Here is a 24,966-nt window from a genome sequence, read left to right on the forward strand (position 1 = left end):
TCACCTCCTAGACATGTGAATTAGTCTCCACTTCTGAACCGTACATTCCATACTTCAAGATTTCCATGTACTCCATATAATCTGCCATAATCTTATCGTAGTCTTGGAACATCTCCTGTTCCTTGCCTTTATAGTCCTTGAGATACTTTTCTCCAAGTGCCCCTAGAAAAAGCATAATCATTTGAATCGCCTTAGAGGGTTCTACACCGCTGCGAAACTTTGAATAATCAATATCTTCAAAGAACAACGGCATCCAATCCTTTGAAGTTTGAAGATATTTCTTTTCAATCTCTGGCCGCATGTCCAGTGGAGCCTTTTCGAGTGATTCCATAAATAGTTTGACAATATATGGATACTTATGAGCTATCTTAAGCTTTATCACTCCCAACTCACTTATCCTTTGAAAAATGTCCTTTGTCTCGGTCAATGGGTATCTCGTAAATTCTTCAATCATTTCCCGAATGCAGTAATCTAAGATATAGAAAAATAAGCTTTTTTTATTCTTAAAATAATGAAACAGAATCCCTTTAGAAATACCCGCTTCTTTAATAATTGAGTTAGTTGACGCGTTATCATATCCTTTATTAGCAAATTCATGGACACATACATCTAAAATCTTTTTCTTTTTATCTTCATTTAGATTTTCAAAATTATCGTACAACATGATCTCTCCTTGTAAGACTGCGCTAGTATGATAAACAATCGACGGATGATAGGATTATACACTAAGTTTGACCACTCGGTCAATAGGTTTGTGACCGAGTGGTCAAGGGCTATGAATAGCTAAAGAAAACTTGGCTGGCGCCCACGAAGACACCGTCTTCGCACGTATTAGCCTTCTTGCAGACACTATCTTCGCAGGTGTTAACTTAGCGGAGAAGCCTCCGGCGAGGCGGCAGCCTTAGTTGCACTTATACTTGGAAAGTATATAACGTAAGTTTATACTTTCCAAGTATAAAAAAGCAGGGGCTGTCCCCTGCTTTCCTACTCAAACAAAAGTGCTAACCTTATGTTTTTTATTATAAGTATATATTATTGCAGTAAAAATTTCAGGCTAAAGATACCTTTACGTGGAAATAACTAAATGATACGCAAACCTAAAGGGGGGCTAAACGCTTGGAAGAGATATTTTCGCCCAACAGCATCATAGACTTAGGTCCTGTCGACTTAGTGATTGTACCGCAGGTAGATTCTGCTCCAAATGTTATACAGCTAAAAGTTTATGAACGAGAACACTTTTTTCTTAACCCTAATCCAGCTGTTAACCAAAATCAAATAGCAGTATACTCTATTTGTTCGAGTTGCTTTACCCAAGCGGTTGCTGAAATCCGCGATCTATATGCTGGATGGTCCAAAATCGATAGAACTGAGCCCACAAAACTGATTGGTATTCATAATCAAAATCCGAACACCCTTTATATCCAGTTTTCGCTCGGAGAACGTTATTTTATCTATAAACGTTGCCTAACATTAAATAGAGACATGGTTTACGAAGAATTGTTCGGCAAGAAGCATAACCTAAGCAGGCGTTCTCTAAACAGTGAGGATGAACAGTATCTCATCTCTAGGCTTAGGTTTATGCCAAAGGCAAAAAATGCAATTAGCTTTTATGCTTTTAAAGCTCACATCCGTACCCGAAGACATTTTGCATTTTCTCATTGATGGAGGTCTATTAGGAAAAGCTACAAACTACTCAGTAGTAACTGTTCCCTGTTGCTACTGAGACTGTAACCTTACAAGCTAAACCACATAAGGGTAAAGAAAGATACTGTTGATACTACTATTGAAGCAATGATCATTGCCAGAAGGGGACGCATTGCTCTAGTCCGCAAACTTGACAGATGGACATTAAGCCCTAACCCAACCATGGCCGCTGCTAGCAGAAAAGTGGATGCTTTGGAAATATCGTTTAGAACATAATCTGGAATCGGCAGATAAGTTCCCATTAAACTTGTCATTATGAATCCTGCCAGAAACCAGGGAAAGGGAGCGCTTTGATTACCCTCCCCCTCTCCTTTGCGCTTCATCCAAAATGAAAGGATTAGGCTTAAGGGGATCAGCAAGAATACTCTGCCAAGCTTGGCTAGTAATCCCATCGCTAACACATCCTGGCCGGCTGGCATTGCGGCAGCTGCCACATGAGCTATCTCATGTAAACTAACACCACTCCAGATCCCGTATTGGACAGCACTCATGGGTAAAAATGGCATCAAAAATGTATAGGTTAAAGCAAAGACTGTCCCAATTAAGGCAATAATACCGGCGCTGATTGCAGTATCTTCGTCATTCGCTTTTAAAATCGGAGATACAGCTGCAATTGCTGCGGCTCCACACACTCCTGTCCCGATTCCAAGAAGCAAAGAGAGGTTGAGGTCTGCTTTAAACAACTTTGCCAATAACATAGTAGTTGTTATCGCAATAACAATCGTCATTGCGTCATAAACAAGAAGCATCCCGCCCTTATTAATAACCATATCAATATTAAGCTTGAATCCATAGAGTATGATGGCAAACCGCATCAGGTAACGCGCAGAAAACTGAATTCCTTCGCGAATACTTTCCGGATATCCAATAACATTTCGATAAATAACGGCAATCAAGATAGCACTTAGCATTGCTCCTATTCGATTAATTCCCGGTAAGGCTGCCAGCCATGTACCAGAACCGGCAACAACCATTGTAAATAAAATTCCTATTATAAAACGGTTCCGTCTTTCCTGATCTATCACTAAAGCTTCTTGAAAGCTTAAGTCCACCTTTGCTTGAAACCACATTTTCCATAGGCCTCCTCATCATTCTAGTCATTTGCTCTTCTAAAGGACTGAGTTTCTATCTAAAACTATAGAATGATTGAGGTAATGGAGCAATATAGGTTCCTGTCAGCAATCATTAGGAATACATATTATTCGCTTTTCCAGAGTTATTGTATTATAATGTAGTACTTCCTTGAAGTGCACGAACATAAAAACCGCAATATTTTCCATAGTTAAATGAACTTGAGGTGTAAACAATGATTGCCGATCCCTTAAAAATCTTTGTAACTGTTGCAGAGCTTAAGAATTTTTCTCGTGCCGCTGAAGAATTGTATTTATCTCAACCCAGTGTCAGCCTTCAGATACGCAATCTAGAAAATGAGCTTGGCTCCAAGCTCATAAATCGTTCACCGAAACATTTAGAGCTCACTCAATCAGGTGAAATACTCTATAGTTTGGCAAAACAGATATTGCAACTGTATGAAAAGGCAAAACAAGATATCAACGAGTTAACAACTACTGTTACAGGATCACTCAAGGTTGGTGCCAGCTATACGATTGGTGAGTATATTTTACCTTTTGCATTGGCAGAATTTGCTGCTCAATTTCCAAATGTAGATATCGATGCATCAATCGCTAACACTGTGGAAATCACCCAAGCTGTCCGATCTAATCATTTGGACCTGGCACTGGTGGAAGGTGAGGTCAATCACCCAGACCTTGACATTCAAGCTCTGATGGATGACGAGATCATTTTAGTTGTCCCTAACCAACATGCTTTGGCGAGACTTCCCATTGTCACAGCTGATCATCTTCAAGACCGAGTATGGATTCTTAGAGAAAGTGGGTCTGGAACTCGAGACTTCAGTGACAAGTTGATTAAGGATTGGAACATTAACGTAAAAAAATCCCATATCTTTGGAAGCAGTCAAGCCGTTAAGCAGGCAGTCATTGCAGGTCTGGGGATTGCACTTGTCTCAAGCTGGATAGTGCGTAAAGAATTGGCGGCCAAAGAATTGACAGCGATCCGAATTAAAGGGAAGCGGCTAATTCGTACATTTTCAATAATAAGACTGAAAAACAATGAAATGTCCAAGGCTATGAACGTTTTTACAGAAAACCTTCTCTCACATGACCTTATCTCTTCGCTTATTGATAATAATCCTTCCGTACTCGATTAAAGGATATTGAAACAGTAAGAAATGAGCCACGCCCCTAACAAAAAGATGTTTTTTGTCAGGGGCATGGCTCATTTCTTACTATTCTCACGAATAATATCATTCTGTAGGATTCCTTACACTGTATTAAACTACTTTCATTCAAATCGGGAGCCTTTTTAGCTGCTTATTCTAAAAATTCTCACGCCATCTTTTTCTGTCCTTTCCAGTTCGCTCTTATACATTAAATATTCAAGATGGGCCAGAGTTTCAGTCATGGCGAAGCGCAACTCGTGATAGCTGAGGTCCTGTCTGAAAACCTGTTTGCACACTTGATAAGCTGTGGCGCCACCGCCTGTACAACTTTTGATTTCTTGCAACCGAGCTTCGTGGTGAGCCTCTAATTGACTTATTCTCTCTTCAATCGTGGAGAACGGCTTACCGTGAGAGGGTAAAGCCAGCTTACAGTTCAAACTGCGGATGCTGTCGAGGGCGTGTAAAAAGTTATCCAAGGGGTTAGGGTTAGGATAAGCATCAGTTTGGGGCCACAAACTAATATTGGACGAGATTTCGGGTAACAAGTGATCCCCTGATAACAGTACTCCATGATCGACATTATAAAAGCAGATATGTCCATCTGAATGCCCCTGTGTCAAGATAACCTGGTACTCAAAATCCCCTATAGTTACCACTTGACCCGCTTTTAAGGTTGTCAACTCTGCATGTGGAGATGTAAAAAAACGAATAATGTCATTTACGGAACCCATAGTTTCTTTGACCATATCATTAGGCATGCCATTTTCTCTAAACAAAGCATCTAAGGCATCGAAGCTATTTTCACTTTTCCAATAGTGTTTTATCAGCTCGGCATCGATTTCCCCGATATAGACCGGAGCACCAGAAAAGCACTGAAGCCATCCCGAACATCCATAATGGTCCGGATGAAAATGTGTAAGATAGATTCCTTTAATATCTGTAGGCTTAATGGAGTGTTCCTCAAAAAATTGCATCCATCCTTCAACTGTGGCCTCTCGACTAAGGCCCGCATCAATAAGCCACCAGCCGAGTGATCCTTTTACTGCATAACAGTTGACATGGTTTAACCTAAATGGCAAGGGCAGTTTTACTTTATAAATCCCTAGAGCTTCGTAAATCACGATCATCACTTTCTTTCTTTTCTGTAGATTATATCAGAATAGTCTTACTAGTTATTCTTTATATTATTTCAAATACCTGCCATTTAGTAAGACCATGTCCATTTAAATACGAGGTATCTTAAATGCTGAAAACACATAATGTAAAAATAAAAGTTATTGGATGTATTATACAATCATCCAATTGGATGTTGTAAGGTTGGAAACTCCCCCATATAATTAGCTAAAACTTAAACAGGGGGAGAAAAATATGCCATACACCTTTGCCGAAAGGGTAAATCACATGGAGAATTCAGCGATTCGCGAACTTCTAAAAGTTACTGAACAACCGCAGATTATTTCTTTTGCCGGTGGTCTTCCAGCCCCAGAGTTATTTCCTCTTAAGGAAATCCAGGAATCTTATGCTCAAGTTTTTGGGACAGGCGACCCTTCAGTCCTCCAATACGGAACTACGGAAGGATATTTACCCTTACGTGAAGAGATAGCTGCCCAAATGAGGATTAAAGGCATCCAAGCTGAAGCAGAAAACATATTTCTTACGAACGGTTCACAACAAGGCTTAGACCTCATCGCCAAGTTATTTATTAATCCTGGCGATATAGTGCTCCTCCAGAACCCTAGTTATCTTGGAGCCATCCAAACCTTTCGAAGTTACCAAGCCAATTTTGAGACAATCCCTACAAATGGGACAGGAATTGACAGTGCGGCTCTCGAATTATCAATTAAGCTTAACCGCCCCAAGATCATTTACCTAGCTCCCACATATCAGAATCCAACCGGCACCACTTTAACTGTTGAGGAGAGAAAGATGGTACTCCGTATCGCGAGTAAGTACAATATCCCCATAATTGAGGATGATCCTTACGGCGAACTTCATTATGATGGTTCTTCCATTTTACCTATTAGGTCTTTTTCTACCGAGGACGAAGTGGTTTATCTAGGTACCTTTTCTAAAACCCTCGCACCGGGGCTTCGACTCGGCTGGATTGTCGGCGGAAAGGATCTGATAACCAAACTCGTCGTTGCAAAACAAGGGACCGATTTACACACCAGCACTCTATTACAAAAAGCTACTCATTACTACCTAACTCATTTTAATCCAATTCAACACATCGAAACGATTCGCCAAGCCTATAAAATACGAAGAGATCTTATGCTTAACGAACTAAAGGAAAACTTTAACGATCAAGCTATATGGACCGAGCCATCTGGGGGAATGTTTATTTGGCTGACCCTGCCAGAAGCGTATGACACTCTTAAACTCCTGCCCTATGCCTTGGCTAGTAATGTGGCCTATGTTCCGGGGGTAAATTTTTTTACAGATGGAAAAATTTACAGCAACATGAGATTAAATTTTTCTAACCCCTCCCCACTGCAAATAAAACAGGGAATTAAACGTTTGGCAAGCATATTACCAAATTACTAATTCGGGATAAGTCGAACCGAGAACCACAATTTTAAATATTTGACTTCAGACATGTTAAATCGAAACAAGTAATGTGAGGAAAACAACAATGAAACTGCACTTAGACCGTTCCCTAAAAACGCCGCTTTACTTACAAATCAGAAGTCAGATTCGTCAACTCATTCTAGCTAATGAACTCCCTCCCGGATACCGCCTCCCACCTGAGCGCAAACTTGCCGCCTCTTTAGGAGTCAATCGCACAACAGTAGTCAACGCCTACCATGAGCTGACAGCAGATGGATTAATTCAGCCACATGTAGGCAAAGGAACCATCGTAAGTCCAGCCCAGACAGTTCAACATTTTCTCAACCGTTTGTCTAATCTCGACCATTCTGAGGTATTTGGTATGCCCGTCCAGCCAATATCTTGGCAGAACTTTTATACAAGTCAGTCTGAACGTATGCATAATCCGGTATTAGCCTCCATACTGGATGAGATCGGTGAAGAAGATCAGATTTCCTTCGCCTTGGGATCTCCCGCAGGGGAATACTATCCGCTAAACGAATTGAACGAAATTTGCAAGGAAGTAATGCGTCCTGGTAATTGGAAGGCCTTAGAATACGGACCTACCATTGGACATTATCCTTTACGCCAATACTTAGCGGATTGGCTTAGTTATCGAGGCATAAATGCTCAAGCCCAAACAATTCTTATGACCTCCGGTTCTCAACAGGGACTCGATCTGCTTACCAAAGTTTTCTTAGAACCAGGTGACTATATTGTAATGGAGGAACCTTCCTTTCTTGGAGCAATAGGGGTCTTTAAGGCAGCCGGGGCTCACATTCTTACTATACCTTTAGATGAGGAAGGCTTAAGAATAGATGTCTTAGAGCAGATTCTCTCACGACATCGACCTAAATTCATCTATACTCTCCCGACCTTCCAAAACCCCACTGGAACAACCATGAGTCTTGGACGGCGGCATGAACTTCTTAGATTAGCCTATCAATACCATGTGCCCATTGTAGAAGACGATCCTTACAGTGAACTCTATTACGAAAATCAACCACTTCCTTCCCTTAAGTCCCTTGATGAGCACGCACATGTAATATATCTTGGAACATTCTCCAAAATGCTCTTTCCAGGTCTCCGCCTCGGCTGGTGCGCAGCACCTCTCCCGGTTCTAGAGCAATTATCCCTAGCAAAACAGCACGTTGACCTCCATACCAGCACAACAACTCAGTGGATTATGACCGAATTTTGCAACCAAGGACTGTTGGACAAACACCTTCCACTTGTAAGAAGCCAATATAAGCGCCAACGAGATGCTATGGTGACCGCTTTAACGGAGTTTGCACCACAAGGCTTATCTTGGACCGTTCCAGCAGGCGGGTATTATTTATGGTGTGAATTGCCGCCGGGATTGAAAGCTGCAACACTGCTTACCAAAGCAGCGGAAAAGAAAGTGACTTTTGTCCCAGGAAATGCTTTTTACGTTAACTCCGGAGGGAAGGACAGGATCAGACTCTGTTTCTGTCGTCATTCCGAAACGACGATTCGAGAAGGGATCTTCCGTCTCTGCGGAGCTGTTTCCGAGTTGTTAAATCAGCCTCACCATGGAGGCAGGATTCTCAGACCTCGATTTAATGAACCTTTAGTGTGATGAATACTTAAAGAAGGGGCTTTGCTTCAAAATGATGCAAAGCCCCTTCTTTTATGGTATCGGCTAACTCTCAAATCATCTAATCAGTAACTCCCCTGCTGACAATCACGTGGTACCCCTGCTCCTCAGCCTCTAAGGCAAGTTTTCACCCCTTCCTCCATTCGGGCGACCTTAATATCGATCTCTAAAGCCTCTTCCAAACAACTGACTTCTTTAATCAAACTAGCCAGCTCTTGTAATGATGCGATAAATAAGATTTCGGCCATTTCTTACGCCCCCCGGGTTCGTGTTGCCATTGATCGACCAGCATGGCGTCTATGTCTTAGAATTTTGCCCCATACTTATTCACGTGAACCTTATCAAACCCTAAATCTCCCTCCACATGAGGCGACTTTGATTCTTCAGGGTATCCGATAGAAATAATCGAAGTAACTTTAAGATTCTCTGGAATGCTCAAGATCCTTCGTACGTACTGTTCGGCCGTTTCAGATTCCGAGAACTGGCGTTCCCTAATTTGAATCCAGCAAGATCCTAATCCTAAAAATGCTGAAGTCAGATGCAGAATCGTTGCCGCAATGGATGCATCTTCTATCCATACATCACTTTTCGCAGGATCAGCCAAAATAACAATGCCCAAGGCAGCATCCTTTAGAAACCCTGCACCTTTTTTACATGACGCTAACAGAGTTAAGACCTCAGGATCATCGACAGCAACAAATTGCCACGGTTGGAACCCTCGCGAGGAGGGGCTCAATAAAGCAGCTCCCAAAAGCAATTGAACTGTGTCAACATCCAACTTTGCAGATGCATACTTGCGAATACTGCGGCGTTTATAGAGAAGATCCAACATAATTCTACCCCCTGTCAAATTTGAACCTAGACGATAATTGAGCAATTTTATGTAAACTTAAATATACTCATTAAGATTATATTGAACGCCCCCGATTATTTTTGCAAGCCTCAAGCTTTTCCCGATACAGAGTTTTTTCGAAGGAAAAATATGGTTGGATCCATTCTCCTGTCCTTATGTTTCTATTCTAGGAGAGCATTTTAATATGCTGAAAAAAGAGGCGAGGATCAGGCATCCTCGCCTCTAGTGATTATATTCGAAATTCAAGTACATTTTGGCAAAGTAACATTAGCGTCTACCCAATCCAGCAATTCAGGAACACTGTTAACTGTCAAGCCTAAATTCAGATTATTTCTTTTGATAAATACAATCTCTAAACCCAATTCCAAGGCAGCAGAGATTTTCGTATCAGTCCCACCAGCAAACCCGCTGTCTCGAGTCAAAAGAATATCAGCACCGTAAAATTTAAAGAATACTCGATTTACTTCTCTAGAAAATTGTCCTTGCATAGCAACGATGTTCCTAGGCGGAATGCCCATATCTTGACACTTCTGTACTAAACGTCCCTCAGGCAGAACCCGGACAACTATACGGGCAAATCGGGCAAACGAACTTCGTACTATGCTTTCTAATTGGTGACTTCCCGTCGTGACAAAAATCGTTACAGGACGTCCTTTCTCTTGATGCAAAGCACCCACGCGCCGCTCCAATTGGAGCAGTGCTTCCTCCCAATTATCTACTGGATAGATTAATGGGCTAACAGGAATAATTGTCTCAGGTCTTTCTAAACGAAGATAAGGAATACCTCGCGGTTCACACCATTGGCGTAAAGGGGCAAACTTTACACTGCTGGAAGGCGGGCTGGCATCAATGATTAATGTCGGCGCATGGAGACACATCTTTTCGCTCCACGTTTGCATTCGTATTAGCTCAAGCCTTCTGCTATTAAGACATTCACTAATTTCACGCGCCGCAGCTGTTTCTCCCAAAAGTAATATCATTTGCTGACCTCCATTGAAGCTCTCATTCTATGCACTTTGCTGACCGCTCTTAACCGGAATGTTCTGGAATAATTCTTCTTTTGATTTTGGTAAAGGCGCAGACGGAGGCAGCCATCCTTTTTTGACCAACTCACTATGTGTCTCTATCAGCCAGGGAATGGTTAAATCAGCGCGTTTCACGATCTCTGTCCGAGAAAATAGTTCACCGGGTAATCCGTGCGCGATAATTTCTCCACGGTACATGATTGCTAACCTATTTGACCAGCTATAGGCTAAATCGACATCATGAGTCGAGAGAATAATTGTCTTTCCTTCATCACTTAACTTTTCTAAAAGTTGCATGAACTCTTGAGCGTGACGAGGATCCATCCCAGCAGTAGGCTCATCAAAAATAATAATTTCTGGCTCCATTGCCAATACCCCCGCAATAGAAACCCGCTTTTTTTGACCATAACTTAACAAGTGAGTGGGTTTATCTTCTATGTCTGTGGTTTCAGTATCTAACAAGGCTTGTTTAACTCTCTGTGTTACAACTTCCTCTGAAAGTCCGAGATTAAGCGGGCCAAACGAGATATCTTGCCATACACTGGCGGAAAATAGCTGACTGTCCGGATCTTGAAAGACAATTCCCACCTTTTTGCGCAGTTCGGTCAAGGCCTTCTTTTTATAAGATATATCTTGTCCTTGATATTTAATAAAACCCGAGTCAGGGCGATAGATTCCATTAAAATGCATAAACAAAGTCGACTTTCCGGCTCCGTTTGATCCTAGAATAGCTAACTTTTCTCCCTTTTGAACTTGCAAATTTACTTTGCGCAAAGCACTTGTACCATCTGGATAAGAATATTCTAAGTCAACTGTTTCAAGTATGAGCTCTGACAACTATATTACCTCCAAAGCAAATTCAATAAAATTAAAGGGATTTCGATCACAGCTATTATAAAATAATTTTTGAAGCTAACCGGCCGTTTCTTGGTAAGCACCTTGATCTCTCCCGTGTAACACCGTGCAGCCATGGAATTGTAAAGGTCTTGCGATTTAACAAAGACCTTCCCTAAGAGTGCAGAGAAGAGCCTGCTCATAGAACGAAAAGAACTATTCACGGAGATATAGCCTGAACGAGAATACTGTGCACGCCGAATCGCAGTTGCGGTTTCCATAAAAACGAAGATAAAGCGATATATAAGCACCATTAATTCTGTAATTATGAATGGTACTTTTAACTTATGGAGGACTGTAATCAATTCAGTGAGCGGAGTAGTCAAGGCCAGAAAATAGAGACACGATACCGCTCCTAACGACCTGAGAAAGAGGTTTGCCGCTGTCATTAGATCTGGGTAGCGTATTCCTATGGTAAATCCATTATACGTTTGAGCAAGCCAAAAACCTGAGGAGTTGGTCGATACTGAAAACACAATTGTTAACATACTGATTAAAAGAAAGGCCAGAGGAACAGTCATAAGCTTAATTAAAACTCGGGTTGGAATACCTGCTTTCAAGATAATTCCTCCGGCCATTACTGCCAAAACGATAAGAGGGGTAATCATCGTTGAAGATGCTAGGCATACACCCATTGTAAGCATCACAAAAAGTGACTTTTCTGCTGGATGAACGCTTTTTAGATTATTGTTATAGGCATAAGAATCAACGGCGATCACACTTGATCCCTCTTATTAATACTGTTTTTGCCCTTCGTGTACCCTAGATAATAAAAAACGAATCCACTCCCGACAGCAGCCTGCAAGGCAAACAAGAATGACTCCACCTCTCCGCTGGGCGGTTCCCAAAATGACTCAAACCAAGGTGTGTAAGTTGCATTGAGTGCGCTGATCGCTTCTGAGGCTTGAGTATCAGCACCAGCAAACTCGGCGCTTCGGGCTATGTAAAGTGGGACAAATGCCAGTAGCGCAACAAAGGCAAGAATTATCATATTTTTGTTAAAGAGTTTCATGCTTTCACCTCCCGCTTAATGGAAGATATCCTTTTGCCCGTAAATGCAGTTAAAACCTGCAACTCTTTTTGACTGTAAGCCGAAAGAATATTAAATACCATCACCGTAAGCAAACCTTCGCTAATAGCTAAGGGGATCTGGGTGAGTGCAAAAATGCCCAAGAATTTAAGTATAGCAGCAGTTACTCCGCCTGCCGCTGCCGGAAACGCCAGTCCTAACTGAATAGAGGTTGTCACGTAGGTCATTAAATTTCCTAAAGTTGCCGCCATAAAGATAGAGAGCCATTGGGGAGCTCCCAACTTCTTTAAACCTTTGTACACACCATACGAGACAAAAGGGCCAACAATCCCCATAGAAAAAGTATTTGCGCCTAAGGTTGTTATTCCTCCATGAGCCAGTAAAAGTGCTTGGAAGACTAAAACAATCATGCTTAAAACAGTCATGGCTGTGGGTCCAAACAAAATTGTCCCTAATCCCACACCTGTAGGGTGTGAGCTGCTGCCAGTAACAGATGGGATTTTTAAAGCTGACATCACAAACGCGAATGCTCCTGCCATACCTAGCAGCATTTTTAAATTTGGGTGGAGTGTGACTGTTTTTTTGATGGAACGCACCCCGGCAATGACAAAAGGAATCATGACGATCCACCAAAGAGCTGCCCAGTTAAAAGGTAGAAATCCTTCCATAATATGCATAGCATAAGCATCGTCTGGAAAGATGATGTATATAGACATAACATAGGTTATTAATAACCCAATATGTTTGCTTTTACGAAGAAACATAGCTTTATCACTCCTTCTTACATTTTAAATGCCAAACCTAATGTTTGTTAATTTAACTATCTGAGATACCTTTTATTCACTGTTCCGGATTTCCCTCCTCTCTCATGGAAAAAATAAAGAGATAACCCTACATCACTAATCCGAAAGACAGCAATGTACTGGTTATCTCGAACGGTGCGTTCTCTTCTGCTTTCAAGTCGCGCTCGCATTTTTGAAAGCAGATCCCGCATGAACAAGACATATACCTGCAGATAGTTTCCCTCGGGAAACCTATTATGTACACAAAATAATATATAAAGCCCTCCATGATATGGAGGGCTGAATTAACAAAAATTCCTGCCACTCATCCATCGTGAGTTAAAGCATACGAGCAGTCAGGTCTCCTGGCTTAGGATCATCGTTTATTGCCTCCTTCCCAAGTTTCCTCAGTGGATCCGGCAAAAACTCCCCATTTACAGTGGCGGGACCGCGCCGGATTCACACCGGCTTCCCTGTTTAATTTTTCTATAAAGAAAAATTACTTGCTCGAAATATTTACTTTTTATAAATTTAACACGAATACTCTTCACCGTCAAGTAAGAATTTTTTCAACTTTATAACTATTCAACCTCTTGAATAATCGGTAAAATAACAGGTCTGCGGCGTGTTTTTTCATAAAAGTGTTTACTTAAAGTATCTCGGATTTGGTTTTTAAAGACAGCCCATTCAGTAACTCGATTCTCTCGACAACGCGCCATCGTCTGTCTAACCTTTTGTTTAGCTTCTTCTAACATGGTCTCTGACTCACGTACATAAACAAATCCTCGTGTCACAATATCAGGACCCGATACAATAGCCCCACTTGAACGGCTTATGGTCATGACGACAATTAGAATACCATCTTGTGAGAGTTGTTTGCGATCTCGTAACACGATGTTGCCTACGTCCCCGATCCCTAACCCGTCTATCAAGACTTTTCCAGCCATTACCTTACTGCCTAAAGCTGCCCCGTGGCGCGTGAATTCAACAACCCCACCGTTCTCAGTAATAAAAATATTTTCTCTGGGAATACCGAGTTGTTCTGCTAACTGGGCATGTTTGATCAACATGCGATACTCCCCGTGAACAGGCATAAAATATTGCGGTCGAACCATGCTTAGCATTAATTTTTGTTCTTCCTGACTTGCATGACCCGAAACGTGCATTCCTTCCGCCGATTCGTAAATCACATTAGCTCCCAATTTAAATAATTGGTCAACCGTCTTAGCTACAGATTTCTCATTACCTGGAATTGGGCTCGCAGAAATGATCACAGTGTCTCCAGGTTGAATCGCTACATGCCGGTGATCGTGGTTTGCCATGCGGGTCAACGCTGACATCGGCTCACCTTGGCTCCCAGTGGTTAAGATACAAGCCTGATTTCCCGGCAATCCGATAATTTCATCGATATCCATAAGGGTCCCCTCTGGAATATCTAAATATCCCAGTTCCTCAGCAATTCCAACTATATTTACCATACTTCGTCCCACAACCGCTACTTTGCGGTTAGTATTAACTGCTGAGGTAATCGCTTGTTGAAGTCGGTATACGTTGGAAGCAAAGCTCGCAAGAATGACACGATCCTTAGCATTACGAAATGCTTCATCAATCATTTCCCCAACATGACTTTCAGAGGGCGTAAATCCAGCTCTTTCTACATTCGTACTGTCTGACAGTAAACATAAAACCCCTTTATCTCCCAGTTCGGAGAATTTATGAATGTCTAGTATCTCACCCGAAACAGGGGTGTGATCTAGTTTAAAGTCTCCCGTTACAACAACTGTTCCTAAAGGAGAATGGATAGCGATCGAAACTGAATCCGGTATACTGTGATTGACACGAATAAATTCAATGCGAAAAACTCCGAGCTTGATGACATCACGAGGCTGTACAACCGTTGCCTGGATATTATTTAAGTTATTCTCTTTCATCTTGGACTGTATGATTCCTAAAGTCAAACGCGTTCCAAAAACGGGCACATCCACATCTCTCAATAAATATGGCAAGGCACCGATATGATCTTCATGTCCATGGGTTAGCAATATACCTAGAAGCATTTCTTTGTGTTCAATCAAATATGTGTAGTCTGGTATTACAATATCAATCCCCAGCATGTCTTCATCCGGAAACGCTAATCCAGCATCAACAAGCACCATCTGGTTATCATAGCGTATTACTGTCATATTCTTTCCAATTTCTCCGAGTCCGCCCAAAGGAATAATTTGCAATTTATGATCTTTTGGCAATCAAATCCACCTCCTATTTTTGTACTAGTATAAGGGCAACCGCCTTCGGCTTGGCGCTAACCAAGTTTTCTTTACACTACCCAGAAAGTATTAACTTAACGTTATATACTTCTGAAGCATAAGGGCAACTAGGCGACCGCCTGCACCTTCGGCTTGGCGCTAGCCAAGTTTTCTTTATATCTCATGTGCCTAAAAAGCTAACGGGATCCCCGTGGTTTCTTCGAAGCCCCAAAATAAAGCAACAAAAAGACGCGAAATAACATAACGAACACAATGACGCCCAGTATTCGCCAGTACTTCGATAATCATCTATGAAACTAGCCGCACAATAAAGATAATACATTATAGCGCGAAAAACGAAGGCTTGCAAGTTAGTTCATTTTCTCTTAAAGCACCTTGATCACTCTATTTCTGACATGGATAATGTATTAAATACCACAATTCGGGAACTATACCTTTAAGTCGTACTTTCTGACTAGTACTAGAAAGGTGGAATAGTCATGACCAATGTTGTTTGCAGCGCAACCAAATGCCATCATAACGAGGATGGCCACTGTCAACTTGAAACATTAAGTGTCACCTCCAGCTTAATGGATCGTGAAGCTGAATGTGCTTTTTACGAACCCGGAGATAAATAAATCTTCTACAATCTATTAATTCCCTTATTATATCTCTTCTATAAGTCATCACCTTAGTAGGTGGTGACTTATATTATTTTTTACAGGCAGGAATTTAGATAGTGCTAGAGAATACTATTTTAAAATAAAGAATATTATAAAAATTTTGTGGCTATTTACAATGAGGAGGTTAAAGATGTTAAAATCTAAAGATGATCTTACCCGAGAGCAAGCACTAGCCCTGTTAGAAGATTTTGCAGTACGCTGGTTAGCGCATGATGGGCTTTGGTTCCAAGCTATTGAGCAAGTGCGAGGGATTGATGAAGCAGTCGAACTAGATATTAAGGCTTGGCGAACGTTTACTGTCTTAGAGGCTAAACGCATTATGAAGTTCCTTGGGTTACCTAAAGATGGAGGGCTTGACGCATTGGAAAGAGCTCTAAAGTTTCGGCTTTATGCCTTCATCAATGTACAAGAATGTTTCAGACCTAACGATCATACCCTTATCTTCCAAATGAAGGATTGCCGTGTTCAATCTAAACGAAAACAAAAGAATATGCCTGACCATCCTTGTAAGCCGGTGGGAGAAGTCGAGTATTCGTTATTTGCTTCTACAATTGACTCGCGAATCAAGACGATTTGCATAGCATGCCCGCCAGACCCTCACCCTGAAGAATTCTATTGCGGTTGGAAGTTTACTCTTGGCGATGAATAGCTATAAAGAAAATGAACCCCTGCATAGACGTAAGCAGAGGTTCATTTTCTTATAAGAATATATAAAGCGCAGAGCATTTTCTTCGGTTATTTCGGGTTTTGCTCGTAAAATCTCCTAGACGATTGGGTGTCCAGGTTTTTCGGAAGCAACTTTTAATTCTGATATTAGTTGTGCCTGAATTCTATTCTTAGGGGTTGACTTTTTTATAGTTTTCAGAAGATCTTGTAAAAAGGTTATTTCTTCACTCGTTGCCTCAACTAAAGGCAAGCGAACTCCACCGGCTTTGATACCAATCATATTCATAAGTGCTTTAATCGGAACAGGGTTTGAGGTTACAAATATCCCTTTAAATACAGGAAACAGTTCAAGATGCCATTTTGTTGCTTGAGCTGTATCCCCTGCAAACCACGCATCTACCATGGCTTTCATTTCGTCTCCAATGACATGGGCAGCAACGCTGATTATTCCGCTGCATCCTAAGGCCAGCATTGGCAAGGTCATTGAGTCATCTCCGCTGTATACCTCAAATTCAGCCGGCAACAGTCTTTTTAGCTCAGTGACCTGATCCAGGGAGCCTGCTGCTTCTTTTAAAGAAACTATGTTAGGAATTTCAGACAATCTCTTAACTGTTTCTGGCATTAAATTAGCTGACGTTCTGCCAGGTACATTATAAAGCATTAAAGGTAATGATGACGCCTCTGCTATCGCCTTAAAGTGCTGAAACATTCCCTCTTGAGAAGGTTTATTATAGTAGGGTACAACTGCCATTAAACCATCTACACCCGTTGTCGCCGCCATGCGGGCCAATGAAACACTGGAATTTGTGGAATTTGATCCAATCCCTGCAATCACCGTTGCCTTCGTTCCCAAAGCCCCTTTAATCGCCTTAAAGAGCTCAATTTTTTCTTGATCGGTTACAGTCGGAGATTCTCCTGTGGTACCACACACGACAACCCCATCTGATCCATGGTCTGTCAAATACTTAGCTAAGCGTACGGCTTCTTGATAATCCACTTCCAGCGCTTCGTTCATGGGAGTTACCATGGCAGTCAAGATTCTACCAAAAGACATCTTTCTCATCCTTTCTTCCCACATCCATTTTACATACTATATGTCTAGCTCAAACTTCTTGTGCAACGCTTGTACTGCAGTCACCATGTCCCCCTGATGAACCAGCACCCAAATTGTTGTATGTGAATCAGCCGATTGCAGGATAGTCACACCAGCGTCCGAGAGTGCTTCGACCATATCTGCCATAACACCTGGGACGCCTGCAATTCCAGCCCCAACTATGGATACCTTTGCACAACTAGGTAAAACCTCTGGTTCAAAGTCCATATCCCGTAACATTTGGATTGCTTTTGTGGCAACCTCATCTGAAACAGTATATAACACTGCTTCTGGTTGCACACTTATAAAATCTACACTTATATCAGCAAGTGCCATTGCTTTAAAAATCCGCTTATCTGTAAGATGTATGTTTGAAGCATCTGCGGTTAATATCCGAAGTTGAGTGACATTAGGTGTATGGGCGATTCCTGCAATGATGCGGTCAGTGGTGATATCCGTTCCGACTTCCCGATTGGGATGCATATTGGTTACCAATGTCCCTGGGGCTTTAGAAAAAGTTGATTTTATCCTCAGCGGAATATTTCGTTGCATCGCGATTTCCACGGCGCGTGGATGAATAACTTTTGCTCCTTGATAAGCCATCTGACATATTTCGTTATAAGTAACAATATCTAAAATACGAGCATTTTCAACGATTCTAGGATCAGCAGTCATGATCCCTTCAACATCTGTATAGATATCGATAAATTCAGCAGCAAGGGCAACCCCAAGTGCTGAAGCCGTAGTATCACTTCCTCCTCGACCAAGAGTTGTAACCTGACCACCTTCTGTAACTCCTTGAAATCCGGTCACAACTACAACGTATCCTTCTGCCAATTGCTTTAGTATCTCAGCCGGCTCCACTCGAACAATCCGGGCATCCCCAAAATCATTATTAGTAATGATTCCTGCCTGCCCTCCTGTCAAGAGGACCGCTCTCAACCCCAGGCTATTTAAAGTGCTTACCAAGACAGTCCCTGAAATGACTTCTCCACAACTCATCAATAAATCTAACTCGCGTTTGGGTAAATCAGGATGTATTCCTTTAACCATATTCAGAAACGTATCCGTTGCATAGGGGTCCCCGGATCGTCCAATAGCCGATACCACGACAACTGGAGAATACCCATCCTGAACTGCTTCTGAAACTATAGAAGCCACCTGAGTCCTTCGCTCTTCTGTAGCTAGGGAGGTACCGCCAAATTTCTGTACTAGGATATTCAATTCCTATCCCCCCTTCTCGTGGTTCGATGTTCGTGGTTCAAACCGCGAACTCCAAATTATATCTTTAACCAATAGAACTTTAGACCACTAAATCTCCAACTGCAATCCTCGATTAAAGTAATAGCTCTGCGATTTGAACAGCGTTTGTGGCCGCACCTTTGCGAATTTGATCTCCTACCACCCACATGTTAAATCCCTGATCGATGGAGTAGTCTTTACGCAAACGTCCAACATAGACTTCATCTTTGTCAGAGCTAAACCATGGCATTGGATAGTGATCCTTACTAGGGTCGTCTATTACTACGATACCAGGAGCTTTGCTTAAGGCCTCCCGAATTTCTGAAACACTCACCAGTCTGTCTGTTTCAACATTAATAGATTCTGAGTGACTCCGAAAAACAGGTACGCGAACTGTTGTCGCGGTAATGGCCATACTAGGTACGCGGAAAATTTTCTGGGTTTCTTTAACCATCTTCCACTCTTCTTTGGTATAGTCGCCCTCTTGAAATACATCAATGCGCGGAACAAGGTTAAAGGCAATCTGATGAGGGAAAACACTGGAAATAAGTTCTTCCCCTTGAGACCAAGCTTTCACCTGTGCACCTAATTCTTCAATACCTTCTCGCCCGGCACCTGAAACGGCTTGATAAGTAGATACTACCACGCGACGGATTCCAGCTAAATCATAAATAGGCTTAAGGGCAACTGCCATAATAATCGTCGAACAATTAGGATTGGCAATTATTCCCTTATGCCATTTTACATCTTCCGGATTAACTTCTGGTACTACAAGCGGCACTTCCGGGTCAAGTCTAAAAGCACTGCTGTTATCAATGACCACAGCCCCACTGTCAACCGCAGATCGGGCATATTCCGTACTTGCTGATCCACCTGCAAAGAGCGCAATATCTATCCCCTTAAAACTCTCGTGGGTTGTCTCCTGAACCTCTAGTTCTTGACCCTGCCATGCAATACGTTTACCAGCAGAACGCTTTGATGCTAATAACCTCAGTTCATCAACTGGAAACTTCCGCTCGGCAAGAATTTTAAGGAACTCTTGTCCTACTGCACCTGTGGCTCCAACAATTGCTACATTTGACATTAATTATGTGCCTCCTTACTTTATATCTGGAATTAGACCAGTGGGGGGTGCCTTACTGCACGCAAGGCACCTTGTTTTGCCAGACGATAATCACTTTACTAAATAATCCACTAATACCGGTTGAATTTGCTTTCCGGCACAAGCCATGAGAATGGTATCCGGAATTTTATCCATATGTGCCACTAAAGAATTTGCCTTGACTTCTGGATTATCTTGACCAAACGGCACCAAGTAAATATTTTTTGTAATGAGTAAGGTTCCAATATTACGGGCATTTAATCCCAGTCCGTCATTACTGGAAATTGCTAAAACTAAAGGTCTCTGATTTCGAAGATGGGATTTAGCAGCCATGAGCACCGGGCTGTCAATAATTCCGTTAGCAAGCTTTGCCAGAGTATTTCCGGTACATGGAGCAATCACTACGCAATCGAACATCTTATTGGGTCCAATCGGCTCCGCATCAGGAATAGTAGAAATCAGCTCCTTATGAGTAATCTCTTGAAATCGATGCTTCCAATCCTCTGCTTTGCCAAATCGTGTGTTCATACTATCAACAGAATAAGAGATAATCGGTGTCACCTCTGCACCCTCATCAACTAATCGCTTCATTACCTGGGTAACCTCATGTACTGTACAGTGTGATCCTGTTATAGCAAAACCAATTCTCAACCCATCAAACTTCATCCCTTACACCTCCACTTTACGAGTAGTGTTCACTGTGGTCAAGTGACGAAGAATAAGTTGCGGGTAAATATGAGCAAGAATTCGTCCGGCTGTTTTAGGAGCTACGGTGCCGGGGAGGCCGGGAGCTAAGAATGCTTTTATACCTTGATTCTGAGCATATTCGAAATCTGTGCCTCCAGGAGCAGATGCCAAGTCCACGATTACCGCATCTCGATCGACCTTTTCTAACACCATGCGACCTAAAACAGGATGAGGTACTGTGTTAAAGATGATTTCAGCGTGACCAATCTCATCTTCAATATCTGCGAAATGTACCGCATGAACTCCCATCTCGGTAGCACGTGCTAAATCGGAAGGCTTTCGAGCAACACCAGTTACATGGGCACCAATTCCTTGCAACATGCGAGCTAAAGTCCAACCACACCGACCTAAGCCAACGACAAAACTATTGCTGCCATGAATTGTAATCGTCGTGGCCTGCATCGCCATTTGAATAGCACCTTCTGCCGAAGGTATGGAATTAAGGATAGCAAGTTCATTTAGGCTGGCAGTTTCTACTAATTGAATTCCTAATTCAACTGCGCTTGCTTTCAGATCTGGTCGTGCAAAACCAATGACCAATGGTACATGCTTCGGAATAGATTCAAGTACCTTCTTGTTTAAGACAATGGGTGAATCTGAGTATTTAGCTTTGACAGCCCCACGTTCATCCGTGCCGAACATCGGAAAAAGCAACACATCCACTTGCCCAACAGCATCTTCCAGAGATGGCGCTAGCGTTAATCCCGAAATGGGAGAAGCCTTTTCGAATCCGACCCCGACTATGTAGGCTCCCTGTTTTTGTAGTTCGGAAATTAAATAGAGTTCCCGATCATCTCCCCCAACTACTGCAAAACGAATTCCCTTCAAACCCGCACTCATTTTTATGCCCCCTTTGAGACAGTGTCCTATGACTACTATCCATTATATGAGGGTATGCAGGCTGCGGTTACGCCTAAATCATTAATCAAGGAAATTATCGAGCCCTATTACCAGTTCTGTCAGATCAGAAGATTTACGTATACTCAGCATAACCCCAGGCATATAGGTTTCTCTGGAAAATGCATCATGCCTAATGGTCAGTGCCTGACCTAATCCCCCGAATATAACTTCTTGGTGAGCAATTAAACCTGGCAAACGTACAGAGTGAATATGAATTCCAGCAATGTCGGCGCCTCTGGCCCCTTGGATTTTTTCGTATTCATTCGGGTGTCCTTGGACCATAGGTTCACGGACTTCCAAAATTCCTTCCACCGTTTTTAAGGCTGTACCCGATGGAGCATCTAATTTTTGATCATGGTGCATTTCAATGATATCAACATTAGGGAAATATTTTGCAGATTCCCTAGCAAAACGCATCATCAAAATTGCCCCAATAGAGAAATTCGGTGCCAAAAACGCACCTGTTTTTTCTTTTTCTACGAGTGTACGAATTTCACCTATCTCAGCTTCATCTAACCCGGTGGTTCCTATAATCGGAACCACTCCAGCCATTATAGCTGTTTTCGAATTTTTTAAAACTGATTGAGGATTCGTGAAATCAACTAAGACATCGGCTCGCGAAGAACGCAAATTCTCAATCTCCAGTGGCCCTGTAATATCAATACCAACCCTCGGAGCACCAACAACAAACCCAACATCCATTCCTTGATGTCGCGTATCTGAAGCCCCTACTAAAAGGAGATCTTCTTCTTTCAAAATCGTACGGATCACTTCTTGACCCATCTTCCCACTTGCTCCAGCCACGTAAACACGAATTTTCTTCAACGAAACCCCTCCTGCGATGATAAGGTAAAAACCCCGTTGCCAAAACGCAATGCGGGGTTAAAGCTATTCCATTCATTTTATTGGGTATCAGGGCCTCTGTCAAATTGAATTTTCAGCGAATTCTTTCCGATCTGTTCTGTAGATCGACGATAATGACCTCAGACCCGACTTTTTTGACCGTTTGCCAAGGTATCACAAGCTGTTCACGCTCTCTATCTCCTTTGGAACCCCAAAAACCTGAAAAACCTCCTCGGGAAGTAAGAATGATTGCTTCAACAGATCCATTAAAGGAAATCTCAAGATCTGCATCTCCCACCAGTCCCAGTTTTGCTCCATCATAGAGATTAATTATTTCTTTCCCTGCCAGATCACTTAAAAGCATCTTAATCCTCTCCCCTATTTTCTCAATTTTATCCAAGCTTTTAGAACAAATGGTTGTAATATAGCCAGAAATAGAGAAATTACTGCAAGCGGCTCTACAAAGTATATTGAGTTATTGCTCCACCAATCTTCCGGTATCTTCAAGAAGGAAAATAAAAGTTCCAGTGACAGATAAATCCCCCCGGCGGTCCCAACTAATTGGCTTAAGGCCGAAGCAAGCATGTTAGATGGCGGCTCAGATGATCGCCACATCATTTTATATTTTCGTTCACGTACTGAAACAACAATACCGATTGCTAGAAGTATTACCCCAAGGGCTTGCATTTTCACTCCCCCTCATGGGGAGTGTATGAATAGACAAACTTCCTTAGAACAAAAAACAGAAGGTTTTTAGATTCCTAAGGAAGTTTGCAACGCACTCTATTTTTTTTAGTTACTAAGCTTGGAGCTAGCCAAGCATTTCTTTACACACCTGTCGAACCAAAACCGCCCGTTCCTCTGGCGGTTTCTTCCAGTTCTGCGACTTCTTCAAAGACTGCCCTGAAAATAGGCATAAATATCATTTGAGCTATTCTGTCTCCTGAATTGACCGTAATTGGCTGGTCACCCAAATTATGCATCAATACTTGAATTTCCCCACGATAATCTGAATCAATCACTCCAACACCGTTTGTTAAGCCTATTCCGTAACGACTGGCCAAACCGCTGCGTGCAAAGACAAGTGCAACAACATGCGGTCCTGGAAGTTCAATAGCCAGACCTGTAGGAATCTTAACATTCTCTCCTGGACTTAAGGTCAGGGTGTCTTTCAAATCGGCACACAGGTCAACTCCAGCTGAAGCCACGGTTGCATAGCTTGGCAGAGCTAAAGAATTTTTACTCACTTTTTTTATTTTTACATTTATAGAGTTAGACACTGAAAAACTCCCCCAAAACGATATTCAATGTTCGATATTCGTAGTTCGTTATTCCACTTTAAATTACGAATATTGAATTTCAGACCTAGGACGTCGAGCCCTAGTGCAGATATTCGAACCACGAACCGCGAACTACGATTACTCCCATCCTGTTTGCTTCAACATTTCGGGCATAACCACATCATGTCCGGCTGGGCCCAGGGTCATAATACTTATATTGTCCTTTTGCCAGAGACGTCCAATCACACGTAAAACATCCTCTTGAGTTACCTTCTCGAGTTTCTCTACCACTTCCTCCGGTGAAAGCACGCGGTTATAGGTTAGTTCCGTCTTCCCTAAGCGGCTCATTCGACTGCTAACCGCTTCCAATCCGAGATATAACCCGCCTTTAATTTGAGCTTTTGTTCTCACCAATTCTTCGACGCTGATTCCCTTTGTCTTCATCTCCATCAATTCTTCTAGAATACAGGCGATGACTTCTTGAGTATTTTTCGGGCTTGTTCCCGCATAGACCGCAAATAACCCGGTATCAACGTAAGTTGAGTGATAAGAATAAACAGAGTAAGCCAATCCCCGCTGTTCCCGTATCTCCTGAAACAAACGAGAACTTAATCCTCCGCCTAAAATATTATTAAATATGTGCATAGCATAGATATCTTCATCATCTTGACCCAGTCCAGGCACTCCCAAGAGGATATGCATTTGCTCTGTATCTTTCTTCTGATAATGTTCTATCGTCAAACCTTTGGGCGTCTCCTCGAGTACTCTTCGCCCGCCTCGGTTAAATGTGCCAAAATGAGGAGAAAGCTTAGCTACAACATCCTCATGTTTTATTTTACCAGCGACAGAAATCACCACATTATCAGGAGCATAATGTTCAGTAAGAAACTGCATAATTTTTTCTCTGCTCAGAGATCTTATACTCTCTTCTGTGCCTAATATCGGTTTCCCAAGAGGATGATCATTCCAGACATACTCTGAAAAGACATCATGGATTAACTCATCCGGAGAATCTTCGTACATTTTAATCTCTTCAATTACAACATTCTTTTCTTTTTCAATTTCCTTTTCATCAAATAGCGAACTGAAAAACATATCACTTAAAACATCAATCGCAAGATCGAGGTCCTCATCAAGTACTTTAGCGTAATAACAAGTGTATTCTTTGGTTGTAAAAGCATTCAGCTGCCCGCCAACCGCTTCAAGTGATTCTGCTAAAGCGCGAGCACTTCGATGCTCAGTTCCTTTAAAAAACATATGCTCAATAAAGTGGGAAATACCCTCAAACCCTTCACGTTCATCTCGAGATCCTGCCCCTACCCATATTCCTAAAGCAGCCGAACGAACATGGTCAATTTCTTCTGTAATAATCCTAACTCCGTTAGGCAACAACGTCTTTTTATACAATAATTTCACTCCCTCGTACTTCC

At 42.1% G+C, this 24,966-nt stretch carries 27 protein-coding genes and 1 riboswitch; of the genes, 6 read left to right on the forward strand and 21 right to left on the reverse strand.

Features of this window, described 5'->3' with window-relative positions; all coding sequences use genetic code 11:
* Positions 1 to 7: 7 nt before the first annotated feature.
* Entirely contained in the window at positions 8 to 661 is a 654-nt protein-coding gene (locus M8E35_RS10125; protein WP_252468748.1) for a TetR/AcrR family transcriptional regulator, read from the reverse strand.
* A gap of 455 nt (positions 662 to 1,116) precedes the next feature.
* Between M8E35_RS10125 and M8E35_RS10130 the strand changes: the two genes are divergently transcribed.
* Positions 1,117 to 1,662: a hypothetical protein gene (locus M8E35_RS10130; RefSeq protein ID WP_252468749.1), complete on the forward strand. Its 546-nt coding sequence runs from the start codon at positions 1,117 to 1,119 to the stop codon at positions 1,660 to 1,662.
* A gap of 71 nt (positions 1,663 to 1,733) precedes the next feature.
* Here the strand turns inward: M8E35_RS10130 and M8E35_RS10135 are convergent, their stop codons facing one another.
* On the reverse strand, positions 1,734 to 2,774 hold the full coding sequence (locus M8E35_RS10135) for a YeiH family protein (protein ID WP_252468750.1): 1,041 nt from the start codon (positions 2,772 to 2,774) through the stop codon (positions 1,734 to 1,736).
* Between the two features lie 236 nt (positions 2,775 to 3,010).
* Here M8E35_RS10135 and M8E35_RS10140 point away from each other — a divergent pair, with 236 nt between their 5' ends.
* Positions 3,011 to 3,934 carry a LysR family transcriptional regulator gene (locus M8E35_RS10140; protein WP_252468751.1) on the forward strand — a complete coding sequence of 308 codons (924 nt, stop codon included), beginning with the start codon at positions 3,011 to 3,013 and terminating at the stop codon, positions 3,932 to 3,934.
* Positions 3,935 to 4,089: 155 nt separating this feature from the next.
* On the opposite strand, the gene M8E35_RS10145 is transcribed toward M8E35_RS10140, so the two are convergent.
* Entirely contained in the window at positions 4,090 to 5,073 is a 984-nt protein-coding gene (locus tag M8E35_RS10145) for an MBL fold metallo-hydrolase (protein WP_252468753.1), read from the reverse strand.
* A gap of 241 nt (positions 5,074 to 5,314) precedes the next feature.
* Between M8E35_RS10145 and M8E35_RS10150 the strand changes: the two genes are divergently transcribed.
* Both M8E35_RS10150 and pdxR read left to right on the forward strand, forming a co-directional pair.
* The gene (locus M8E35_RS10150) at positions 5,315 to 6,490 is read left to right on the forward strand and encodes an aminotransferase-like domain-containing protein (protein ID WP_252468755.1); all 1,176 of its coding nucleotides are present in this window, start codon (positions 5,315 to 5,317) and stop codon (positions 6,488 to 6,490) included.
* Positions 6,491 to 6,578: 88 nt separating this feature from the next.
* A complete protein-coding gene (gene pdxR, locus M8E35_RS10155) occupies positions 6,579 to 8,132 on the forward strand; it encodes a MocR-like pyridoxine biosynthesis transcription factor PdxR (protein WP_252468757.1) in 1,554 nt (517 codons plus the stop codon).
* Between the two features lie 125 nt (positions 8,133 to 8,257).
* Here pdxR and M8E35_RS10160 read toward each other — a convergent pair whose 3' ends face one another.
* The 8 genes from M8E35_RS10160 to M8E35_RS10195 all read right to left on the reverse strand — a co-directional run bounded on the left by M8E35_RS10160 (position 8,258) and on the right by M8E35_RS10195 (position 14,980).
* Complete coding sequence (locus M8E35_RS10160) at positions 8,258 to 8,398, reverse strand: hypothetical protein (RefSeq protein WP_252468759.1); 141 nt, start codon at positions 8,396 to 8,398, stop codon at positions 8,258 to 8,260.
* Between the two features lie 56 nt (positions 8,399 to 8,454).
* Positions 8,455 to 8,982 (reverse strand): nitroreductase family protein, encoded by a 528-nt coding sequence (locus M8E35_RS10165; protein WP_252468760.1) that lies wholly within the window; start codon positions 8,980 to 8,982, stop codon positions 8,455 to 8,457.
* Positions 8,983 to 9,245: 263 nt separating this feature from the next.
* Complete coding sequence (locus M8E35_RS10170; RefSeq protein ID WP_252468761.1) at positions 9,246 to 9,983, reverse strand: precorrin-6A/cobalt-precorrin-6A reductase; 738 nt, start codon at positions 9,981 to 9,983, stop codon at positions 9,246 to 9,248.
* A 27-nt stretch (positions 9,984 to 10,010) separates the two neighbouring features.
* On the reverse strand, positions 10,011 to 10,865 hold the full coding sequence (locus M8E35_RS10175; RefSeq protein ID WP_252468762.1) for an energy-coupling factor ABC transporter ATP-binding protein: 855 nt from the start codon (positions 10,863 to 10,865) through the stop codon (positions 10,011 to 10,013).
* A 5-nt stretch (positions 10,866 to 10,870) separates the two neighbouring features.
* Positions 10,871 to 11,641, reverse strand: coding sequence for a cobalt ECF transporter T component CbiQ (gene cbiQ, locus M8E35_RS10180; protein WP_252468763.1), 771 nt, complete (start codon positions 11,639 to 11,641; stop codon positions 10,871 to 10,873).
* A complete protein-coding gene (locus M8E35_RS10185; protein ID WP_252468764.1) occupies positions 11,638 to 11,934 on the reverse strand; it encodes an energy-coupling factor ABC transporter substrate-binding protein in 297 nt (98 codons plus the stop codon). The genes cbiQ and M8E35_RS10185 overlap by 4 nt, the downstream gene beginning before the upstream one ends.
* Positions 11,931 to 12,716: an energy-coupling factor ABC transporter permease gene (locus tag M8E35_RS10190; protein ID WP_252468765.1), complete on the reverse strand. Its 786-nt coding sequence runs from the start codon at positions 12,714 to 12,716 to the stop codon at positions 11,931 to 11,933. The genes M8E35_RS10185 and M8E35_RS10190 overlap by 4 nt, the downstream gene beginning before the upstream one ends.
* 356 nt (positions 12,717 to 13,072) lie before the next feature.
* Positions 13,073 to 13,256, reverse strand: a riboswitch (cobalamin riboswitch).
* A 59-nt stretch (positions 13,257 to 13,315) separates the two neighbouring features.
* Complete coding sequence (locus M8E35_RS10195) at positions 13,316 to 14,980, reverse strand: ribonuclease J (RefSeq protein WP_073032021.1); 1,665 nt, start codon at positions 14,978 to 14,980, stop codon at positions 13,316 to 13,318.
* Positions 14,981 to 15,480: 500 nt separating this feature from the next.
* On the opposite strand from M8E35_RS10195, the gene M8E35_RS10200 reads away from it, so the two are divergent.
* Positions 15,481 to 15,618 (forward strand): DUF1540 domain-containing protein, encoded by a 138-nt coding sequence (locus tag M8E35_RS10200; RefSeq protein ID WP_073032019.1) that lies wholly within the window; start codon positions 15,481 to 15,483, stop codon positions 15,616 to 15,618.
* A gap of 175 nt (positions 15,619 to 15,793) precedes the next feature.
* Complete coding sequence (locus tag M8E35_RS10205) at positions 15,794 to 16,312, forward strand: DUF6125 family protein (protein ID WP_252468766.1); 519 nt, start codon at positions 15,794 to 15,796, stop codon at positions 16,310 to 16,312.
* Positions 16,313 to 16,426: 114 nt separating this feature from the next.
* Here M8E35_RS10205 and dapA read toward each other — a convergent pair whose 3' ends face one another.
* The 10 genes from dapA to M8E35_RS10255 all read right to left on the reverse strand — a co-directional run bounded on the left by dapA (position 16,427) and on the right by M8E35_RS10255 (position 24,943).
* Entirely contained in the window at positions 16,427 to 17,383 is a 957-nt protein-coding gene (gene dapA, locus M8E35_RS10210) for a 4-hydroxy-tetrahydrodipicolinate synthase (protein ID WP_252468767.1), read from the reverse strand.
* Positions 17,384 to 17,419: 36 nt separating this feature from the next.
* Complete coding sequence (gene dapG / locus M8E35_RS10215) at positions 17,420 to 18,646, reverse strand: aspartate kinase (protein ID WP_252468768.1); 1,227 nt, start codon at positions 18,644 to 18,646, stop codon at positions 17,420 to 17,422.
* 112 nt (positions 18,647 to 18,758) lie between these two features.
* Positions 18,759 to 19,748, reverse strand: coding sequence for an aspartate-semialdehyde dehydrogenase (locus M8E35_RS10220; protein ID WP_252468770.1), 990 nt, complete (start codon positions 19,746 to 19,748; stop codon positions 18,759 to 18,761).
* 90 nt (positions 19,749 to 19,838) lie between these two features.
* A complete protein-coding gene (locus tag M8E35_RS10225; protein ID WP_252468772.1) occupies positions 19,839 to 20,432 on the reverse strand; it encodes a dipicolinate synthase subunit B in 594 nt (197 codons plus the stop codon).
* A 3-nt stretch (positions 20,433 to 20,435) separates the two neighbouring features.
* Positions 20,436 to 21,353, reverse strand: a complete 918-nt coding sequence (gene dpsA / locus M8E35_RS10230) for a dipicolinate synthase subunit DpsA (RefSeq protein ID WP_252468773.1) — start codon at positions 21,351 to 21,353, stop codon at positions 20,436 to 20,438.
* 81 nt (positions 21,354 to 21,434) lie between these two features.
* Complete coding sequence (gene dapB, locus M8E35_RS10235; protein WP_252468774.1) at positions 21,435 to 22,238, reverse strand: 4-hydroxy-tetrahydrodipicolinate reductase; 804 nt, start codon at positions 22,236 to 22,238, stop codon at positions 21,435 to 21,437.
* Positions 22,239 to 22,350: 112 nt separating this feature from the next.
* Positions 22,351 to 22,620, reverse strand: coding sequence for a YlmC/YmxH family sporulation protein (locus tag M8E35_RS10240; RefSeq protein WP_229247166.1), 270 nt, complete (start codon positions 22,618 to 22,620; stop codon positions 22,351 to 22,353).
* 14 nt (positions 22,621 to 22,634) lie between these two features.
* Entirely contained in the window at positions 22,635 to 22,943 is a 309-nt protein-coding gene (locus tag M8E35_RS10245) for a hypothetical protein (RefSeq protein ID WP_252468775.1), read from the reverse strand.
* Between the two features lie 140 nt (positions 22,944 to 23,083).
* Entirely contained in the window at positions 23,084 to 23,536 is a 453-nt protein-coding gene (gene dut / locus M8E35_RS10250) for a dUTP diphosphatase (RefSeq protein WP_252468776.1), read from the reverse strand.
* A gap of 138 nt (positions 23,537 to 23,674) precedes the next feature.
* The gene (locus M8E35_RS10255) at positions 23,675 to 24,943 is read right to left on the reverse strand and encodes a M16 family metallopeptidase (protein WP_252468777.1); all 1,269 of its coding nucleotides are present in this window, start codon (positions 24,941 to 24,943) and stop codon (positions 23,675 to 23,677) included.
* Between the last annotated feature and the right edge of the window lie 23 nt (positions 24,944 to 24,966).

The sequence above is a fragment of the Desulfosporosinus nitroreducens genome, assembly GCF_023897015.1.
In the GTDB taxonomy this organism is placed as follows: Bacteria; Bacillota; Desulfitobacteriia; order Desulfitobacteriales; family Desulfitobacteriaceae; genus Desulfosporosinus; species Desulfosporosinus nitroreducens.

Coding starts and splice junctions, on each gene's coding strand:
- M8E35_RS10135 (WP_252468750.1), bottom strand. CDS start 2,774: ATGTGGTTTCAAGCAAAGGTGGACTTAAGCTTTCAAGAAGCTTTAGTG.
- M8E35_RS10140 (WP_252468751.1), top strand. CDS start 3,011: ATGATTGCCGATCCCTTAAAAATCTTTGTAACTGTTGCAGAGCTTAAG.
- M8E35_RS10145 (WP_252468753.1), bottom strand. CDS start 5,073: ATGATCGTGATTTACGAAGCTCTAGGGATTTATAAAGTAAAACTGCCC.
- M8E35_RS10150 (WP_252468755.1), top strand. CDS start 5,315: ATGCCATACACCTTTGCCGAAAGGGTAAATCACATGGAGAATTCAGCG.
- pdxR (WP_252468757.1), top strand. CDS start 6,579: ATGAAACTGCACTTAGACCGTTCCCTAAAAACGCCGCTTTACTTACAA.
- M8E35_RS10160 (WP_252468759.1), bottom strand. CDS start 8,398: ATGGCCGAAATCTTATTTATCGCATCATTACAAGAGCTGGCTAGTTTG.
- M8E35_RS10165 (WP_252468760.1), bottom strand. CDS start 8,982: ATGTTGGATCTTCTCTATAAACGCCGCAGTATTCGCAAGTATGCATCT.
- M8E35_RS10170 (WP_252468761.1), bottom strand. CDS start 9,983: ATGATATTACTTTTGGGAGAAACAGCTGCGGCGCGTGAAATTAGTGAA.
- M8E35_RS10185 (WP_252468764.1), bottom strand. CDS start 11,934: ATGAAACTCTTTAACAAAAATATGATAATTCTTGCCTTTGTTGCGCTA.
- M8E35_RS10190 (WP_252468765.1), bottom strand. CDS start 12,716: ATGTTTCTTCGTAAAAGCAAACATATTGGGTTATTAATAACCTATGTT.
- M8E35_RS10200 (WP_073032019.1), top strand. CDS start 15,481: ATGACCAATGTTGTTTGCAGCGCAACCAAATGCCATCATAACGAGGAT.
- M8E35_RS10205 (WP_252468766.1), top strand. CDS start 15,794: ATGTTAAAATCTAAAGATGATCTTACCCGAGAGCAAGCACTAGCCCTG.
- dapA (WP_252468767.1), bottom strand. CDS start 17,383: ATGTCTTTTGGTAGAATCTTGACTGCCATGGTAACTCCCATGAACGAA.
- M8E35_RS10220 (WP_252468770.1), bottom strand. CDS start 19,748: ATGTCAAATGTAGCAATTGTTGGAGCCACAGGTGCAGTAGGACAAGAG.
- M8E35_RS10225 (WP_252468772.1), bottom strand. CDS start 20,432: ATGAAGTTTGATGGGTTGAGAATTGGTTTTGCTATAACAGGATCACAC.
- dpsA (WP_252468773.1), bottom strand. CDS start 21,353: ATGAGTGCGGGTTTGAAGGGAATTCGTTTTGCAGTAGTTGGGGGAGAT.
- M8E35_RS10240 (WP_229247166.1), bottom strand. CDS start 22,620: ATGCTTTTAAGTGATCTGGCAGGGAAAGAAATAATTAATCTCTATGAT.
- M8E35_RS10245 (WP_252468775.1), bottom strand. CDS start 22,943: ATGCAAGCCCTTGGGGTAATACTTCTAGCAATCGGTATTGTTGTTTCA.